This window comes from Chryseobacterium sp. UNC8MFCol, from assembly GCF_000482305.1.
Classification (GTDB): Bacteria; Bacteroidota; Bacteroidia; order Flavobacteriales; family Weeksellaceae; genus Chryseobacterium; species Chryseobacterium indologenes.
This window is the reverse complement of record NZ_AXUZ01000003.1, coordinates 116,328-133,974: the sequence shown is the minus strand read 5'-3', so window position 1 is coordinate 133,974 and position 17,647 is coordinate 116,328. Positions and strand designations below refer to the sequence as shown.

The 17,647-nt window shown below is 36.8% G+C and carries 16 protein-coding genes, 3 tRNA genes and 1 pseudogene; 12 read left to right on the top strand and 8 right to left on the bottom strand.

Annotated features, from left to right (window positions below; translation table 11 throughout):
* Window positions 1-277 precede the first annotated feature (277 nt).
* Together M030_RS0100690 and M030_RS0100685 are read left to right on the top strand one after the other, a co-directional pair.
* A complete protein-coding gene (locus M030_RS0100690; protein WP_027371773.1) occupies window positions 278-1,585 on the top strand; it encodes a hypothetical protein in 1,308 nt (435 codons plus the stop codon).
* 503 nt (window positions 1,586-2,088) lie between these two features.
* Entirely contained in the window at window positions 2,089-3,444 is a 1,356-nt protein-coding gene (locus M030_RS0100685; RefSeq protein WP_027371772.1) for a hypothetical protein, read from the top strand.
* A gap of 203 nt (window positions 3,445-3,647) precedes the next feature.
* On the opposite strand, the gene M030_RS0100680 is transcribed toward M030_RS0100685, so the two are convergent.
* Window positions 3,648-4,436 (bottom strand): T9SS type A sorting domain-containing protein, encoded by a 789-nt coding sequence (locus tag M030_RS0100680; RefSeq protein WP_081806279.1) that lies wholly within the window; start codon window positions 4,434-4,436, stop codon window positions 3,648-3,650.
* Window positions 4,437-4,656: 220 nt separating this feature from the next.
* Window positions 4,657-5,430, bottom strand: coding sequence for a T9SS type A sorting domain-containing protein (locus tag M030_RS0100675; RefSeq protein ID WP_027371770.1), 774 nt, complete (start codon window positions 5,428-5,430; stop codon window positions 4,657-4,659).
* Window positions 5,431-5,944: 514 nt separating this feature from the next.
* Between M030_RS0100675 and M030_RS23515 the strand changes: the two are divergent.
* The 9 genes and pseudogenes from M030_RS23515 to M030_RS0100635 form a co-directional block, all read left to right on the top strand.
* Window positions 5,945-6,481: pseudogene (locus tag M030_RS23515) on the top strand (transposase); the annotation flags it as partial.
* Between the two features lie 37 nt (window positions 6,482-6,518).
* Window positions 6,519-6,773 carry a hypothetical protein gene (locus tag M030_RS23510; RefSeq protein WP_051584824.1) on the top strand — a complete coding sequence of 85 codons (255 nt, stop codon included), beginning with the start codon at window positions 6,519-6,521 and terminating at the stop codon, window positions 6,771-6,773.
* A gap of 314 nt (window positions 6,774-7,087) precedes the next feature.
* On the top strand, window positions 7,088-8,281 hold the full coding sequence (locus M030_RS0100665; RefSeq protein WP_027371769.1) for an MFS transporter: 1,194 nt from the start codon (window positions 7,088-7,090) through the stop codon (window positions 8,279-8,281).
* An 18-nt stretch (window positions 8,282-8,299) separates the two neighbouring features.
* Window positions 8,300-8,698, top strand: coding sequence for a VOC family protein (locus M030_RS0100660; protein ID WP_027371768.1), 399 nt, complete (start codon window positions 8,300-8,302; stop codon window positions 8,696-8,698).
* On the top strand, window positions 8,695-10,287 hold the full coding sequence (locus tag M030_RS23505) for an HAD-IIIC family phosphatase (protein ID WP_051584823.1): 1,593 nt from the start codon (window positions 8,695-8,697) through the stop codon (window positions 10,285-10,287). Before M030_RS0100660 ends, M030_RS23505 begins: the two co-directional genes overlap by 4 nt.
* A complete protein-coding gene (locus tag M030_RS0100650) occupies window positions 10,271-10,513 on the top strand; it encodes an acyl carrier protein (protein ID WP_027371767.1) in 243 nt (80 codons plus the stop codon). Before M030_RS23505 ends, M030_RS0100650 begins: the two co-directional genes overlap by 17 nt.
* Window positions 10,514-10,519: 6 nt before the next feature.
* Window positions 10,520-11,188: an HAD family hydrolase gene (locus tag M030_RS0100645; RefSeq protein WP_027371766.1), complete on the top strand. Its 669-nt coding sequence runs from the start codon at window positions 10,520-10,522 to the stop codon at window positions 11,186-11,188.
* 40 nt (window positions 11,189-11,228) lie between these two features.
* Window positions 11,229-12,254: a hypothetical protein gene (locus M030_RS24800; RefSeq protein ID WP_051584822.1), complete on the top strand. Its 1,026-nt coding sequence runs from the start codon at window positions 11,229-11,231 to the stop codon at window positions 12,252-12,254.
* A gap of 44 nt (window positions 12,255-12,298) precedes the next feature.
* The gene (locus M030_RS0100635; RefSeq protein ID WP_027371765.1) at window positions 12,299-12,505 is read left to right on the top strand and encodes a hypothetical protein; all 207 of its coding nucleotides are present in this window, start codon (window positions 12,299-12,301) and stop codon (window positions 12,503-12,505) included.
* Window positions 12,506-12,579: 74 nt separating this feature from the next.
* On the opposite strand, the gene M030_RS0100630 is transcribed toward M030_RS0100635, so the two are convergent.
* From M030_RS0100630 to M030_RS0100605, 6 genes are all read right to left on the bottom strand, one after another.
* Window positions 12,580-12,651, bottom strand: a tRNA-Glu gene (locus tag M030_RS0100630).
* 65 nt (window positions 12,652-12,716) lie between these two features.
* Window positions 12,717-12,788, bottom strand: a tRNA-Glu gene (locus M030_RS0100625).
* 10 nt (window positions 12,789-12,798) lie between these two features.
* The gene (rpsT, locus tag M030_RS0100620) at window positions 12,799-13,053 is read right to left on the bottom strand and encodes a 30S ribosomal protein S20 (RefSeq protein ID WP_002983073.1); all 255 of its coding nucleotides are present in this window, start codon (window positions 13,051-13,053) and stop codon (window positions 12,799-12,801) included.
* A 67-nt stretch (window positions 13,054-13,120) separates the two neighbouring features.
* The gene (locus M030_RS0100615) at window positions 13,121-13,441 is read right to left on the bottom strand and encodes a hypothetical protein (protein ID WP_027371764.1); all 321 of its coding nucleotides are present in this window, start codon (window positions 13,439-13,441) and stop codon (window positions 13,121-13,123) included.
* 14 nt (window positions 13,442-13,455) lie between these two features.
* Window positions 13,456-13,527, bottom strand: a tRNA-Glu gene (locus tag M030_RS0100610).
* A gap of 59 nt (window positions 13,528-13,586) precedes the next feature.
* Window positions 13,587-14,873: an N-acetylmuramoyl-L-alanine amidase gene (locus M030_RS0100605; protein ID WP_051584821.1), complete on the bottom strand. Its 1,287-nt coding sequence runs from the start codon at window positions 14,871-14,873 to the stop codon at window positions 13,587-13,589.
* A gap of 53 nt (window positions 14,874-14,926) precedes the next feature.
* Here M030_RS0100605 and M030_RS0100600 point away from each other — a divergent pair, with 53 nt between their 5' ends.
* Window positions 14,927-17,512, top strand: a complete 2,586-nt coding sequence (locus tag M030_RS0100600; protein ID WP_027371762.1) for a putative LPS assembly protein LptD — start codon at window positions 14,927-14,929, stop codon at window positions 17,510-17,512.
* Window positions 17,513-17,647: the final 135 nt, after the last annotated feature.

Below are 17,647 nucleotides of genomic sequence, written 5' to 3'. Positions count from 1 at the left end.
TAATACGTATGTTAAACGCCGGATGAATAAAAGCCTTTTTAGTGTACTTGATGCTTGGCTTTTAAAATAATAACTGGAATTTTTATTGATTTTTTTGATAATTGCTTATTGTTGTAAAATTGTATTTTAATGAATTGATTTATAGATTCTTATAATTTTGATGTAGTAGGTATGTATAGCCTTAAGTGGACTTTTTTGAAATTTGAGGTATGCGTGTTGTATGTTTATAGTCGCAACGGAATAGTTGAAAATATATTTTTGCCGGAAAGTTAAACAAATGACGAGTAAAAAATATTATTTACTATTAGTGCTTTATGCGAACATTATTTTTTCCCAGGTTGGGATAGGTACGGCAAATCCAAGGGGTGCTCTGGATATCAACAGAGAAACAACCAATACAATGGGGTTGGTTCTCCCCACCAATTCCAGTCCCGATAATATGGTTAATCCAATGGGAGGAGGTATAGCCATCGGTACCATTATGTATGATTCTACTTTAAGTTGTGTGAGGATGTATAAATCTTCAGGATGGTCCAATTGTCTGTGTGACCAATGCGGAACGGCAGGCTTTAGCCTCGATTGTTCCAGTGGAGCCCTTACGGGAGATTTTAGAGCCAATACGAATAGTACAGGGACAAAAGTGATTAATTATACCAATGCCACCGGGCAATCCTATAATGCTCTTTCGATTCCATCGACAGGAGTGACGGGACTTACTGCTACAGCACCCGCAGGAACCTTAGCCAATGGAAACGGAAGTATAACCCTTACCATTAACGGTACACCGTCCTCTTCAGGGTCTGCGAGCTTTATGATCAGTATTGCCGGGCAGTCGTGTACATTTACTATAACAGTTCAGGCTGCTTTAAGAACAGTGAGGATATTAAGCTTTATACCAGATACCTGGAATGCCAATTTATCAAATGGTTCCTATTCTAACATAGCGAGGTTGAAATTAAACAATCCGGCTAATTTCGGACCTAATGGAACAGTAAAAATGACTAATTTCTCATACAATACCATTAATGTAAGTACTGCTACTGCAGAGGAGATAGGAACCGCTATAGATAATGCAGATATTATATGGATTGGATATGTTGCAACAGGTTATTTGCCGCCAAATTCTGATAAAAGACAAATGATCACACAGAAAATAAATGATAAAAAGAAATTTTTCTTTATTGGTAATGATAATTACAATGGAACCTATTTTCCGGCCAAAACCACATTTGCAGGCAATACCTACGATTATTATGGATTTGGAACAACCCAGATATCTGTAATGGGTGGCGGACCGGCTAATGGTATTTTTGGAACTATTCCGACAGGCCAGACGATACAGCAAACCCGTGCCGTAGGTAAGCTTACCGAGTATGCAGGATCTGCTTTTCTTTCAAATCCTGATGGATCTGTAAATGCTGTTGCTGGAGATAACTATGTAACGGTAGGCGATACAAACTGGTATACAGCATATGAATCGACGGATGGCTTTTATAATGGAACATCGAGCTGTACCGAAAATAACTCTTCTATCTTGTTCTGTAATATATTTGAAAAAGCAGTACAATATGTATTATCAAATTAAAAGTTGAGATCCATTTAAAAAAACACATCATCATACTTACAATATTTCTGAAAAGAATATTGGATCAAATTATTTCAGACCGTTTCATAAGATTGAAACGGTTTTTTTTGTAATAAATAATGCGCATTATAGATGGGTGGAACGCGGTCTGTATATTTTATATTATTTAGAATAGCCTCTGTATCTTATTATATACATTCGGTAAGTAAATCTATAACCTTATTTGAATATAGAAATGATGATTATGGCTTTTTGAAGTATGATAGATTAAGTTTATTCAATCAAAATTAAAAAATGTTTTAAAATTTTATGTTTCTAAACGCGAATTTATTCATGCGAAATTTTTAAAAGGTATAAGCGCTATCTCCCGTGTATATTGGCCCTGTAGAGCGAATGTAGAGTTTGAGGAGCACTCTCGGTAAAATGATTGATGTATTTATGATGTATATAGATCCTTGGAAGAAAAGAAAACTATAAGATATTTTTGCGGCAAACAGAAACAAATGAAAAATAGAAAAAATTATGTATTACCGATGATATTCTTCGTAAATATCTTGTTCTCTCAAGTAGGTATAGGTACGGCCAATCCCAGAGGTGCTTTAGACATTAATAAAGAAACCACCAATAATATGGGATTGGTACTACCTACCAATGAAGATCCTAAAAATATGATCAATCCAAAAGGAGGAAATGTAGCAATTGGAACAATAATGTATGATTCTACATTGAGCTGTGTCCGGGTATACAAATCTTCAGGTTGGTCAAACTGTTTGTGTGATCAGTGCGGCCCTACACCTGGCTTTACCTTAGACTGTACAGGCGGCGCTATTTCCGGAACCTACACATCCGGCGCAATGAGCAGCGGATCAAAAACGATCAATTATACCAATGCAAACGGACAGGCATATAATGCTGTTTCAGCAGCTTCATCAGGGGTATCCGGGCTTACAGCCACAGCACCTGCAGGTACACTGGCTAATGGTAGTGGAAGTATATCACTGGCAATCTCCGGAACTCCCTCTGCCTCCGGAATGGCTTATTTCACTATAAATATTGCAGGACAATCTTGTGGCTTTTCCGTCAATGTAAACTCCGGAGTAATTCCTAGAAGGACCATATTATCTCTGGGCGGAGGTATTTATACCCCTAGTCCTACAGGTACAACTGCGCCGACAACAATATTACAGTCTGCGGCAAATTTCGGACCTACCGGAACAGTGCCGTCTCAAGGATTTGATATCAAATCTATGGGAACAGGTAGCGGAGATCTTGCTGTTAATATTGCAATTCATAATCCCTATATGATTATTATGACATGGGATTATACATGTAATGATGCAGATGCCGTAGCGTTAAAAAATTATCTGGATAAAGGAGGCCGGGCGATGATCTTTCTCCAGCAGGCTCAGCCGACTCAGGCTTTGAACCAGATATTTGGAGCACCTACCGTTGTCACGCCTGCCACAGGAACCAACTACATCAAAACCATTGCTAATATCAATCACCCCGTTCTTAATGGTCCGTTTGGAGATGTAAGAGGAAAGCTTGTAGGTGATGATAATGATGATTCGAGTTCATATACAAATTCTAATCTTAACAGTTCCAATGCGGATATTTTATCTACTAAAAACGGACTTGTGGTTGGATTTGTTCATAAAACTTACAAATTATTCTTCTGGGGCGACGGAGGCTTCCCTCTGGGAGCTGTTAATAACACTTCAACGGGTTCTTATCCGGCAGGTGTGGATGCAGCAGGAAGACCAATTCCAAAAACCAATTTCGGGTCAGGACCAGGCGCAGGAAGTACGGTTTACAACAGCATCCTATATGCTAATGCTGTTGCTTGGCTGATGCAGTAATTTTTAAATTTTAATTTTAGCATTTAAAAATAGATTTGAATTAATTTTATGGGAGGTAGACAAAAAATCTACCTCTTTTTTAAAGAGGTAAATAGTCATTGCAACAATCATTTTCTGGAAAATAACTGATGGATTTTAGCTTATTAAGGAAAAAAAACGGCAGGCTTGAAAAGCCTGCCGTTTGAATTGATAAGATTTGTTATTTACTTGATCATAATTTTTTTGGAATACGTTTTCCCTTCTTTTGTTGTAAGGGTCATAATATACATTCCCTGGGCTTGCTTAGCCTCAAATGTATTAGATGTTAACTTGGAACGATACACTTCTTTTCCTGAAGTATTCGTTAAAGTAACTTCTGCTCCCTCTACAGGAAGTTTTTTATCAAGAGTAATCTGTCCGTTATCATTGTGCGCAGCAAAATTGATATACGGATCATTATATTGATATGCATAATACAGCCTAAGTGCACCATTAACACTTAGTAATCCACCGTTAAGGTTTACTTTAATTCTGTCAAAAGGTTTGTTCATGGTAAGTTCAAGCTCTCCTTTGCTTGGATCCGTACCTCCCAGTTTAATAGCGTCATTGTTGAGGTTTTGATAATCCCCGTTCGATACATCCCCATTGAATGTTTCGATGGAAATTCCGCTTATCAACTGTGCGGAAAGCATTACCTGATCAGTACCAAAACCCAGGACAAACTTATTCGTTCCCATAGCAATATTTGTTGCTGGGAAAATCAGGGTTTGTTCAGTTCTTGCGAGTAACCCTACAGAAACCTGTAGTGTAGAATAATCGCTTTCATTACTTCCCACAGCATTTTGTGGGTTTAATACACCGCATCCGAGGCAGATCCCTACCACCTGATTTGTTTGACTGCTTGCGTAGATTTTAGTAATCTGTGCAAAAGACATTGTGCTTGCTAAAAATAAGAATGAAGCCATTAAAGCCGCTTTAATAGTGCGTTGGCTAAGTAATAAATGAGTTTTCATATATATAAAAATTTGAGTTTTATAGTTTTTACTAATTTACACATAAAATGATTATGTTGTATAATTTATTTCATAATTATGTGATTTGTTAATAATTTGTTCTTATACGGGATTGTTATTTGCTTTTATTTTATGTGGTATACGCCATTCTTTCTTATATAGGTAAAAAGAAATACGGCAGACTAAATAGCCTGCCGTACATGAGTTGAAAAACAATTATCTATTTAATCATAATTTTTCGCGAATACATTTTTCCTTCTTTGGTTTTGAGTGTCATAATATATATACCTTCAGATTGCCTTGAATCAAATGTTTTTGATCTGAGTGTGTTACGGTATACTTCTTTTCCGGATGTATTAACCAAGCTTACTTCAGCTCCGTCCACAGCAATATTGCCGTCAAGGGTAATCTGCCCGTTTTGACTATGTGCCATTAATGAATTCAGCGGATCCTGATAAGCATAATAAATCCTGAATCCACCTCCAAGGCTGAGTACTCCTCCTGAAAGACCAATTCTGATCCCATCGTATGGTTTTGAAGGTTTAAATTCTATTGTTCCTCTGTTGGGAGTGGCTCCCAGTTTTAGCAAACTTACATCTACCGTTCTTCGGTCATTATTGGATGAACCTCCGTTCATCGTTTCCAGCGATACACCGCTTAGTAATTGTACAGATAAAGGAATATTATCTGTTCCGATTCCTACAACAAGCCTTGTATCTGATCGTAGATCCGGAAAAACTAAAGTTTGTTGTATGCCACCCAGTAATGCTGTGCCCAATACCATAGTGGAGTAGTTGTCTTCATTATCGCCTACAGCATTTTCCGGATTATCTACACGGCAGCCTAAACATGCCACTCCGAAAACTCCGGAACTTTGAGCATGGGCATAAATACGATTTTGAGCAGAAACCAACGTTTGAGATGAAAAGAGTAGTAAGGCAACAAATGCCGTTTGTAAAGAGATTCTCTCCTTCAAAAGTAAATTAAATTTCATGTTGTTAATTTTTTGATGAATAGTTCCCTCAAAGTTAATGATTAATAAGAACAGTAGGAAATAATATTTCCTTTTTTGGTGATTTTTACGATGCCTTTTGTCAGATTTAATAATTTGTTCAAAAAAGTGAAGTCTTTTATTTAAAACTTAGGAACCAATAAGGATCTGTTCCGCAATTCCTTATTGATGAGACAGACAGAAAAGAGAAGCCATCCTAAATAATCCACAGGAATAGTGAAAACTTTGCTTTACATTTCAATGATATAGGTATAAATATTCCCGCTTCTTTAGCTTTTGAGACTGATCCGACAATAGCTGTTGTAGTGTTTGATCAGTTGTTGAACTGAACCAAAATGTTTCTAATAGAATAGAAAGAAATAAAACAAAAAGAGGCTGTCTCAAAAGTGAGATAGCCTTTTTTTTATGGTTACAAAAAAAAGGAAAGCAAAAGCTTTCCTAATAGTTGCAAATTGATTAATTTGCTGTGTGTTAACTAAGTTAAAGGTGATCTTTAAAAGATTATAATCCCAAGCCAAATTTTCTTTTTCCTCCGAATTTATCGGAACTGATAGACCATAATCATCCTGTACGAACAGTTTCCGCAGTGATAGGCGGACTGGATATCAGCAATTTAATTCGTACTTACAAACCTGGTGGAACTTCCGTGTATCATCCTAAAATGCTTTTGAAAGTATTGGTATATGGCTATTTGTGCAATATCTATTCAAGCAGAAAGCTGGAACAAGCTCTTAAGGAAAACGTCCACTTTATGTGGCTTAGTGCCATGAACCGGCCAGATCATAATACACTGAACCGTTTCAGAAGTGAAAGGTTAAAAGGTGAGCTCAAAGATATATTTGCACAAATTGTAGTGTATTTGGGAAAAGAAGGTTTGGTAAGTTTACAGACTGTTTTTACAGATGGAACCAAAATAGAAGCCAATGCTAATCGATATACATTTGTATGGGGAAAGGCTATCAAAAAGAATGAAGAACGTATAGAATCCCAGCTTGAAGAGCTGTGGAACTATACCCAGGAAATAGCCAAAGAAAATTACCGCCTGGCAAGTGAGTAAGAGTTACGAAATCATGAACGAAATATGCAAGGAAAGGGAACTGTTGAGTACTAAATTTTTCGCATTGGCTGATCAGGAAATTGCAGATAAAAATATTGACCTAAGAGCTGTATCTGCATTAGTGGTTGCAGGCGTTTATAACCTTGTTTTGCATGCGAAATCTACCGATTCATGTTTTTGTGAAATTGATATCAATAAACTGGAAGGTTTTGAAAGAATCAAAACCGTTATAAGCACTATTATTAAGAAAACCTATAGTGGCACATGAAATATGGTTGAAAAGTGATCTGCAGCATGGTTTCGCTAATCCATGCATTTCAGTTATTTAAATTCCACACGCTATATTGCGCTTTTCAAATAATTGCAATCGAGTCGTTCCCTATTTACCTCTGCCTTAAATCATTGATTAATATTTCAATTATTTATCACTGCAAGTCAAATGTAGCGGTCGGTAATCGATTGAATTTTATACGGTTATGACCTTTTGGTGTACTCTAAATGTTTAAAATAAATATTTAATACTATTTTTCACTGTTATGTGAAAAATAGTATTATATTTGGAATACATTTAAAATGCTGACTATGAGAATTAAAGAAACAGACTCTAATTCTGATACATCTACAGGTTTCAATCATGCACGGATTTCCCGTTCGATAGTCTTTTTTCTTTACGGAACCATATTTGCCGCATGGGCGGCAAGAATTCCTGATATCGAAATTTCGCCACAGTTAAAAGATTCCCAATTCGGTGCGGTTCTTATGACGATGCCTCTTGGAACGATTATTTTCCTGCTGTTCAGCGGTAAAATTATATCTAGGTACAATACTAAACTGATTATTCTGGGATCATTCATGCTTTTGAATCTATCCCTGTTAGGTTTGAGTTTATTAGGATCAAAGGATATACTGGTTTTCTCCCTTTTCCTTTTTGGTCTTTTTGGAAATACCCTGAATGTTGCCATCAATACCCAGGCATTAGCTATACAGGAAAAAATGAGGAAGTCTATAATGATTTCCTTCCACGCCATATACAGCATCGGCTTCATGCTGAGTGTTGGTTTTGGCGGAATACTTTCGAAACAGAATATTTCACCTTTCAACCATTTCGCTTTTTTACTCGTTGCTAATGTGGTAATGGCCATTTTGGCTTTTAGATACCTGTTGGATAGCGAAAATAGGGCAAAAAATAACACTCGGAACTTAGTTATTATTACTTCCGATAAAAATCTATGGATACTAGGATTTATTGTTTTCTGTGGTGTAGTAAGTGAGGGCATCTTAATTGACTGGGCCGCAGTATATTTCAGGCAATATGTCAGTAGTTCCGTTATTAACTACTCTGCAAGTGCCTTAGTCTCATTCTCTATCGCAATGACGCTGGGCAGGTGGATCGGTGACGATTTGGTGAATCGATTTCGGCCAACAACAATACTCTCGATAAGCGAGATCGGACTTTTTTCAGGAATGATTCTTTCCTTATGTACGATAAATCCGTTGTTGGTCATTCTAGGTTACATCATCAGTGGCTTAAGTATTTCTAATATCGTACCGATCACCTACACCTTCACTTCCAAACTATCTGATAAAGAGACACCCCGTGGCGCTTTCTGCCATTGCGACAATTGGTTATGTAGGCATTCTGCTGGGGCCTGCAGTGATCGGATTTCTTTCGGGGATCATTACCCTGAGAGGCGCTTTGTCTATACTTGCTATATTGGGTTCTGTAGTTTTTATCCTGACACAATATATCAAAAGAAGAATTCAACAAATCAATAATAAGCAAATTCTACCTCTATGAAGATTGATCATTATGGATTCGCAACCAAAGATCTTGCAAAGTCTACCGACAGTTATCTAAATCTTGGCTATCAAATCATTTCAGATGTATTCATGGATGAGATACAACGTGTCAAAATTATTTTTATTCAGAAGGATGATGATGTCGCCATCGAATTGGTAGAGCCATTGAATGCTAGTTCGCCCGTTGTTAATATTTTAAAGAAGAATGGCAATTCACTCTATCATACCTGCTATCAGGTTGAGGATATGGCATTATCGATCAAGAAGCTAAAACAGCAGAGATTCGTTTTACTTCATGACCCAGTGCCGGCAGTGGCTTTCAACTATCAGTCTATATGTTTCATGTTTCACTCCCATGTAGGGTTAATCGAATTGGTACAAAAACTCTTATGAAAGCATATGTATTCAGAAACTATACCGTCGAGCATCTCTTTGATGAGAACGATTTTGAAATTGGAGCCTATGGCAATCTAAATGTTCCACAATCAGAATATCAATACTATCTCCTGTTTTTTCAGATCAACCCTTCGTCTACTCCTGATAAGCAAGTTGCAGAAATACAGACAATCAAGGAGAGAATATCGTTGATAACAGATCAAATTCCTTCTTCCATCAGGGTTGTGGTTATGAGCTTATCCACACATTGGATTTTTGCATGGGAATGCTGTTGCAATGAGCTCCTTAACGAAATTAACAGCTTTAACAACCAATATTTAAAGGGTTTAGAGATTGAAAAATCTGCTGTACAGATCATTGATTTGAATAGTTTTCATTGCCTTACAAACCTGACAGATTGGAAATATCTTTTTCTCTCCCAGATGATCATTGACCCCAAACTTTCGGAAAAGTTCAAAAATTGGTATTCGATGCAGATCCGCTCATTATTCGGGGCTAGGAAAAAATGTATGATTCTCGATTGTGATAATACACTTTGGGGAGGGATTGTTGGAGAAGATGACCATCAAATACATCTGGGGGAAGGTTATCCGGGAGAATGCTTCCAGAGATTCCAGCAACTTATTGTAGAAGCTTCTGAAAAAGGGATAATTCTTGCGGTATGCAGTAAAAACAACCTGCAGGATGTTCAGCATGTTTGGAATAGTCATCCCGCTAATATTTTAAATGAAAAGCATCTATCAGCTTTCAGGATCAATTGGATGGATAAGGCTTCAAATATCAAATCAATTGCTGAGGAATTGAATATTGGATTGGACAGTTGTGTATTTATCGATGATAATGAAACTGAACGGGAACTGATCAAAAAATATCTGCCAGAAGTAGAAGTTCCTGATTTTCCAGAAAATAGCTACAATCTAATACCATTTTTTTGGCAAGTTTACCAGAACTATTTTTTAGCGTATCAATTATCGGATGAAGACCGAAATAAGACCAGATCATATAAAGATAACCAAAAGAGAAAGCAGTTGATGCAGCAAGCGATCAATATTGAAGATTATCTATCCTCGTTGGATATAAAAATAGCGATCTACGAAAATACAGATGAACATATTGGCCGTATTGCCCAGTTGATGAATAAAACCAACCAGTTTAATGTTACAACCAAACGGTATTTGGAAAATGACCTTATCCATTTGCGTAACACAGGCTTTAAGATACTGTCAGCAAGAGTGAAGGATAAATTTGGCGACAACGGGATTACAGCTGTATGCATATTGGAAGTAAGAGACGATACTTTGTCAATCGAATCCTATCTGCTCAGCTGTAGAATTCTAGGCCGGAATATTGAAAATATCCTCTTGTGTTATATACTGAAAACCTACGCTGAAAAGGATAATCTATGTATAAAAGCGATGTACAGACCATCTGAAAAAAACAAACAGTGCGCGACCTTTTTTGATGACTTGGGATTTACCCATACCACGAAACATGGGGATGATACCAAGGTTTATCTTGCAAAATACGATCAATTAAAACAACATCATCATAATTACAAAATAGAATTCTATGGAAGACCAAATTAAACAGATCATGGCATATGCATTTAATATGCCAGTTCACAAGCTTACCGAATACTGTACAAGTGAAACTATTGAGGGATGGGATTCGCTGTCGCATCTCACAATGATCGCGGAGTTTGAATCAGCTTTTGATATTTCGTTCAGCCCATCTGAAATTGAGGAATATAAATCGTATCAACAGATTTCTGAGAGCGTAGCACGCAAACTAAAAGAAATTAATACAAAATGATAGGCGATGGAAAAATACATTTTGTGGGATTTGGACGGGACAATCGTCAACAGTGAGGATCCTGAGTTTAAGAGCCTCATATTCTCGACAGCTTGCCTTAATACAGGCCTGGATTTTAATATATCTGAAGATCAATACATCGGTCATACTGGTCTGGAAGTTTTTAAGGCTGTGCTGCAAGCGAATGGAGTGACCGACGAAAAGAATTTAATGAGCGCTTTTGAAATATGGGAAAACCATGCCGTATCCTGTCTAAAACAAAATATTTCTATGGTCAGATCAAGGGAAAATATCGTGGATATTTGGAATACAGCCCATCAAATGGGCATCAAACAGGCTGTTGTCACCAGCAGCTATCATGACATTGCGGTTCTATATCTTAAGAATTCCAATATCTATGAAAACTGTATTTCCATTATAAGCCTCGATCATGTAAAGAACCCAAAACCCCATCCGGAACCCTATAGGACCGCAATGGAAATCCTCCATGTAGATTTGGCAGATTGCGTGGCTGTAGAGGATAGTATATCAGGTGTACATTCAGCTAAAGCAGCAGGCCTATATACGATAGCCTGGGTTAAGAACATAGACGATGAAAGATTTAAAATCGCAGACCAGGTAACAAACAATCTTTCAATTGACATGATTCTTCAGGGGCTAAAATTATCGCAATAAATTCGCCATATCATAAAATTGATATCGAAAAAAATATATTATGGATAAAATTTATGTTAAGGAACTTTTTTCTCACGAAAATATGATCAAAAGGCCTTTGTCATTAATTAAAAAAGGCATATTAAATGATTTTGAACGACTTGGCATTATGAAGCCACAAAAAAGATTGATCTTCAAACTTGATGATCCGATCAACTTAAAATATGCGCATTATAGTGGTCTCGATACCGTTACTCACAATGTAATTCCAGAAATTGTGTTAAATGATACAGAATTTAGCCCTTGGAGTATATTGAAAAATATAAAGGAGAACATCCAAAATGACTACGTTCTTTTGAGTGAATATAATCTGTTAAAACAGCTTCCTGAAAAAGATAGAACGAATGGAATTTTTTTTGGCGATCCGGATCTGGTAAAAACTTGGGGTGAAAATGTTACCATTCATAAAGGTGTCGTTTTGGACACCACTAACGGACCAATAGTTCTTGGTGATTCTGTCGTGTTATATCCTTTTTCTATTATAGAGGGACCTGCCTACATAGGAGATCGGACAGAAATAAAATCTGCCAGGATAAGTGGTGGTGTGCTGATTGGTAAAACCTGTAAAATTTCAGGAGAAATATCTAATTCCGTTATGGGAGACTATTCCAATAAAACCCATGAAGGACTTGTTGCCAACAGCTATGTTGGAGATTGGTGCAATCTTGGGGGATATACAAACACTGCCTGTCTTAAAACCGACTATTCAGATATTATTGTCAAATATCGTGATAATACTTACGAAACCGGTACCAATAAATTTGGAGCGGTAATAGGAGATTTTGTTCGTGTAGGTGGTGGAATTACGATAATGCCCGGAACCTTCATTGATATCTGCACAACCATAGTGCAGCTGCCGTTGTTAAAAGGATATATCAGGCCTTTCACAAAGGTTGTACCCGGATTAAAATTCAGTATGGAAGACTTTACGAAGGAAATGCAGATGATGATGGACCGTAGAAATATTAAGATCAGTCATTCATTGATGCAATACTGGGAATCTGTATATGATCATGCTCCCAATTGATCAACTTAAAATTCAGGTTTTATGATCTTAAATCACACTAATTTATGAATCCATCAGTCATGCATAGGGTTGAAATACTGTGGAATTATATGAAAATGAATTTCCAGATTCAGGTAGCAGATGCTATTATCGTATTTAGTGAAAACTTTGCTTTACATTTCAATGATATAGGTATAAATATTCCCGCTTCTTTAGCTTTTGAGACTGATCCGACAATAGCTGTTGTAGTGCTTGATCAGTTGTTGAACTGAACCAAAATGTTTCTAATAGAATAGAAAGGAATAAAAACAAAAAGAGAAGACTTTAAAATAAAGTCTTCTCTTTGTAGCCCGTAGGGGAATCGAACCCCTCTTACCAGAATGAAAATCTGAGGTCCTAACCGATAGACGAACGGGCCCTCTATCTTCCACTACCGAAGTAATGTGTTAGTTTTGTTTTTATAAGTATCAACTCTTAGTTTTGTAGCCCGTAGGGGAATCGAACCCCTCTTACCAGAATGAAAATCTGAGGTCCTAACCGATAGACGAACGGGCCTACTATACTATTACGCTAACTTATTAACGTGTTTTGTCAATTTGCTTTTCAAGTTAGCAGCTTTGTTCTTGTGGATAATATTTTTCTTAGCTAATTTATCCAATAAAGCGATAACTTTTGGCAGTTGTTCTGTAGCAGCAGCTTTATTCTCTTCATTTCTTAGAGCTTTCAATGCTGTTCTAGCAGTCTTGTGATAATATCTGTTACGAAGTCTTCTAGTTTCGTTTTGTCTAATTCTCTTTAGTGCTGATTTATGATTTGCCATATCGTTCAAATGTGAGTGCAAAACTATAAACTTTTTTTTAAACTACCAAATTTATTTTCAAAAATTTTTAAATTTCTTCTGACAGGTATTTTCTAAGTTTATCTATTGCTTGTTCTATTTTTAAATTTTCCTGTTCTTTTTCTATTTTTTTGATCGTGTTTCCCAACATGATCAATGCGTTGTTCCATTCTCCAGTCGTATTGGTGAAAGTGAGTTCATCTATTGTTACTTCAAAAGCAACCCTTTCTCCCATCCTGTAAAGTCTGAAACTTATTTTATCATCCCTGCCTGTAATCCCGTCTTCATTGATTTGTAAATCATAACTTTTTGGGTTAGAGTGGATTTTCTTAAAAAGCAGTTTCGCTTCTTGTATTTTTAAATCCGGCATGATATCAAATTTTGTAGCCTATAGGGGAATCGAACCCCTGTTGCAAGAATGAAAATCTTGAGTCCTAACCACTAGACGAATAGGCCAAATTTTGAGGTTGCAAAAGTAGGAATTAACTTTTAAACTTCAAAATTATTTTTACAAATTATTTATAAACTTTTTGTATTACGGTGTTTTTCACACCCTTAGATTCTAGCTCTTTTTGAAGCTTTACAGCATCTTCCAGAGTATACACCTTTCCGTAGGTGTAGTAGAATACTCCATTGTCTTTATTTCTTTCGACATCTTTAAGGTTTTGGATGATGTACGAATTGCCATTAAGCTTGTCACCGGCGTATACTTCAATGGTATAATATCCCATGCTTATTTTCTGATTAGGCATAAATCCTACCGCAAATGCATTTCTGAATCCTGCATCTTTAGCGGTTTTAAGATTAATATCCCTTACAGAAGCCATATTGGTAACAGCATAGTAATACTTGTATAGACCATTTTCCTTGATGGTAAGAACGTAATTCAAGCCTTTCAGGGCAGGATCATTTTCATTGTATTTGGTCGGGGAACTCATCAGCAGTATTCTGAAATCATTTTTCAGCGCAACTTCTGCCGGTTTTTCCGGCTCCGGTTTTTTAGTGGTAAAAGATCCGCCGGATTTTCTGTCAATTGCTTTTTTATAATCGATAATTGCGGTATAGATACTTTCAGCAATTTCATTCTGCCCTTTTTCAGAAGCAATATAGTGGCTTTCTTCGGGATGATTGATGAAACCTGTTTCTATCAGCACAGAGGGCATTGCATTCATACGAAGAACGTGAAGGTTTTTCTGGAAGACCCCCCTGGAAAATCTTTTGTCTTTATTGACGAAATTATCTTCTACGAGTCCTCCCAACAGAAGACTTGATTCAAGATATTTGCTCTGTTGAAGTTTTAAGGCAATTAATGACTCCGGAGAATCAGGGTTATAAGAACCGAAGGTCTGTCTGTCTTTTTCATCCAGGAAAATTACATCATTTTCTCTTTTGGCAACTTCAAGGTTTTCGTTATTCTGGTTGGGTCCCTGTACGTAAGTTTCCGTTCCATACGCTGTTGATCTCTGTGCAGAGTTACAGTGAATAGACACGAACAGATCCGCCTTGCTTCTGTTCGCCAGATTGGTCCTGTCCGATAAAGAAGGATACTCATCTATCTTACGGGTGTATATTACTTTGAAGTCCCTGTTTTTCTCGAGCATTGCCCCTACCTTTAACGTAATGGCAAGTGTAATGTCTTTTTCTGCGACTCTTCCGATATCAGCATAAGTCCTGTTGGCTCCATGGTCACTTCCTCCGTGTCCTGCGTCCAGAACGATAGTGAACTTCTTCTGGGAGAAAATAAAGTTGCTTAAAAGGATAAGGAGAAATGATAAAATTATTTTAAAATTTTGTTTGTGCATCTTACAGTTATAAAAATTATATTAATTTTGGGCCTTAATTATATAGAACAAAATTGGCCAAAACCGTCCTCAAAAATATATTACAAATTTTAATTATCCTAATTTTTAACAATTTTTTAGCACAAAAAACTCCTGAAAAATTGCCTAAAAATGCGGTTAATGATACTATTTCCAAAAAGGATACCATTGTTGTAAAAAAGGAATCCTTAGATGATATTTTGCGTACAAAAGCAGATGATCAGAGAAGGGATATCCCAAAGAAAATGACATTTCTGAACAAGAATGCCCAGGTAAAATATCAGGATATGCAGATTGATGCGGATTATATTTCCATCGACGATAATAAAAGCCTGATCTATGCCCGCGGAAAACAGGATTCACTGGGGAAGATTATTGAGCCTGTCATTACGATGCAGGGAGGTAAAAAGTATGAAACCAACGAGTTCAGCTATAATACAAAGACGAAACAGGCTATTGCTTTCAATGCCCGAACGGAAGAAAGTGAAGGGGTCATTATCGCTCAGAAAACAAAAAAATACAACGATTCAGTGTACGCCATGAGAAAAGCGGATTATACCACTGATGATTATTTTATTAAGAAAAAAGATACGGCAGCGGATTATTTTATGAGGGCTTACAATATTAAGCTTATTAAAACCAAAACCAAATCCCAGATCGTTACAGGACCTATTCAAATGTTTATAGAGAAGGTTCCTACACCACTTTATCTGCCGTTTGCCATTCTTCCGTTTTCAGACAAAAGAGCAGCCGGTATCCTGATCCCGAGTTTTGGAGAAAGGGAAGATGTAGGGTTCTTTCTGAACGGAATAGGGTATTATCAACCGATCGGTGAGCATTTCGACCTTAAAGTACTTGCTGATATCTATACCAAAGGAAGCTGGAACGTGAGGCCCCAGATGAATTACCAGAAAAAATACAAATATTCCGGAAACTTTAATGCGGATATCGGTACTATGGTAAGAGGAATCAAAGGACTTGATGATTATACGAGAAACAGTACTTACAGAATCAACTGGACACACTCTCAGGATGCCAAGGCCAATCCGTTTCTGACATTCAGCGCTTCTGTGGATATTGTAAGTACAAAGTTCTATAACAACCCACTGAACAACAATTATATTTTCAACCAGAATGTATTAAATACGCAACAGAACTCGACGGTAACCCTTACCAAGCGATTTCTGAAGCTGCCAATGACCATTACGGGGACGGCATCATATTCTCAGAACTTTGCCACCGGATTAGCAGACCTTCGTCTTCCACAAATGAATGTGGCGATCAATCAGTTTTATCTTTTTAAATCAAAAACGGGAGTAAGACAAGGGTTAATTGAAAATATCACAGTGAATACAGGATTCAACCTTACCAATTTTGTAAATACTCAGGAAAACGAATTGTTTAAAAAAGAAATGTGGGATAAAATGCAGACAGGTCTTAAAAACAATATTGCCCTGGCTACCAATACCACGCTGGCAAAATATTTTACCTTCAGTTTAAGTGCCAATATTGACAATGCCCTGACGACAAAAACATTGAACAAATATTATGATCCTATAAAGAATGTTACTGTAGACGACATCGAAAAGAAGTTTGCGGGATATTCTACCTTCTCTACCACGGCAAGTCTTCAGACAACATTGTACGGAATGCTGAAGTTCAAAAAAGGATCTGCAATAGAAGCAATACGTCACATGATGACGCCGAGCATCGGGTTTACTTATTCTCCAGATTTTTCAAGTCCTAATTTCGGGTACTATAAAAATTATTATAATGCAACCGGAGCACTGACTCCTTATTCTATCTTTGAAAAAGGCATCGTCGGAAGTCCGTCAAGCGGAATGGTAGGATCTTTAGGTTTTAATATCGGAAACAATATTGAAATGAAAGTGAAGTCGAAAAGTGATTCCACAGGGATGAAAAAGATCAAAATTTTTGAATCTTTAAACCTTTCGGGAAGTTACAATTTTGCGGCTAAAGATCATCCATGGTCTATCTTTACGATCAACGGGCAATCATCTTTCTTCAATAACAAACTGACCGTTAATACAAGCCTTTCCCTGGATCCATATAAAATTGAATTTATTCCGGGACAAGATACAGGAATCAGAACGGAAAAGTTCGGCGCTTTCAGTGTTCAGGGCTTCAATGTTCAGTTATCTTATCCTTTAAGCAGCGAGATCTTCGGAGAAAAAACGGATTATGCTAAAAAGTATTCATCAAAAGGAGAGGTAAGAAATGAAAATTATTACTTTGATGATGATCATTATGCGCATTTTGACCAGGCCTGGACTTTAAATATTAATGCCAATTATGCCTACTCTAAGGGACTAAACAGATTTGGAAGCAAAATTGCATCATTAGGTCTGGATGGAAGTATTAAACTTACTCCTTACTGGAATATCAACGGAAGTACGCATTATGATTTGGTGACCAAGCAGCTGGCTTATACGAGAATCGGTTTTTCACGAGACCAGCGAAGCTTTACCATCAACTTTAACTGGGTTCCTTTCGGACAATATAAAGTATATGACTTCTTTATCGGGATTAAAGCCAATATCTTAAGTGATGCACTGAAATATAAGGACAGAAGCTTTACCCAGCCGAATGCACCTTTCTAATATCAGATTGGCATTTGAGAATATAAATTTTATATTTGCAACCAAAATAAATTCTAATGGAATCACGGGTTACAAAATTTTGATACATAAATTCCGTATACCTGTAATTACATAAAGACTTAAAAAAATAAATAT

What these genes read in the sequence shown, in the direction of transcription:
- M030_RS0100615 (WP_027371764.1), bottom strand. Translation starts at nt 13,441, where the DNA reads ATGCCGGATTTAAAAATACAAGAAGCGAAACTGCTTTTTAAGAAAATC.
- M030_RS0100660 (WP_027371768.1), top strand. Translation starts at nt 8,300, where the DNA reads ATGAAGATTGATCATTATGGATTCGCAACCAAAGATCTTGCAAAGTCT.
- M030_RS0100680 (WP_081806279.1), bottom strand. Translation starts at nt 4,436, where the DNA reads ATGAAAACTCATTTATTACTTAGCCAACGCACTATTAAAGCGGCTTTA.
- rpsT (WP_002983073.1), bottom strand. Translation starts at nt 13,053, where the DNA reads ATGGCAAATCATAAATCAGCACTAAAGAGAATTAGACAAAACGAAACT.
- M030_RS23505 (WP_051584823.1), top strand. Translation starts at nt 8,695, where the DNA reads ATGAAAGCATATGTATTCAGAAACTATACCGTCGAGCATCTCTTTGAT.
- M030_RS0100675 (WP_027371770.1), bottom strand. Translation starts at nt 5,430, where the DNA reads ATGAAATTTAATTTACTTTTGAAGGAGAGAATCTCTTTACAAACGGCA.
- M030_RS0100605 (WP_051584821.1), bottom strand. Translation starts at nt 14,873, where the DNA reads ATGCACAAACAAAATTTTAAAATAATTTTATCATTTCTCCTTATCCTT.
- M030_RS0100665 (WP_027371769.1), top strand. Translation starts at nt 7,088, where the DNA reads ATGAGAATTAAAGAAACAGACTCTAATTCTGATACATCTACAGGTTTC.
- M030_RS0100685 (WP_027371772.1), top strand. Translation starts at nt 2,089, where the DNA reads ATGAAAAATAGAAAAAATTATGTATTACCGATGATATTCTTCGTAAAT.
- M030_RS0100690 (WP_027371773.1), top strand. Translation starts at nt 278, where the DNA reads ATGACGAGTAAAAAATATTATTTACTATTAGTGCTTTATGCGAACATT.
- M030_RS23510 (WP_051584824.1), top strand. Translation starts at nt 6,519, where the DNA reads ATGAACGAAATATGCAAGGAAAGGGAACTGTTGAGTACTAAATTTTTC.
- M030_RS0100650 (WP_027371767.1), top strand. Translation starts at nt 10,271, where the DNA reads ATGGAAGACCAAATTAAACAGATCATGGCATATGCATTTAATATGCCA.
- M030_RS0100635 (WP_027371765.1), top strand. Translation starts at nt 12,299, where the DNA reads ATGAATCCATCAGTCATGCATAGGGTTGAAATACTGTGGAATTATATG.
- M030_RS0100645 (WP_027371766.1), top strand. Translation starts at nt 10,520, where the DNA reads ATGGAAAAATACATTTTGTGGGATTTGGACGGGACAATCGTCAACAGT.
- M030_RS24800 (WP_051584822.1), top strand. Translation starts at nt 11,229, where the DNA reads ATGGATAAAATTTATGTTAAGGAACTTTTTTCTCACGAAAATATGATC.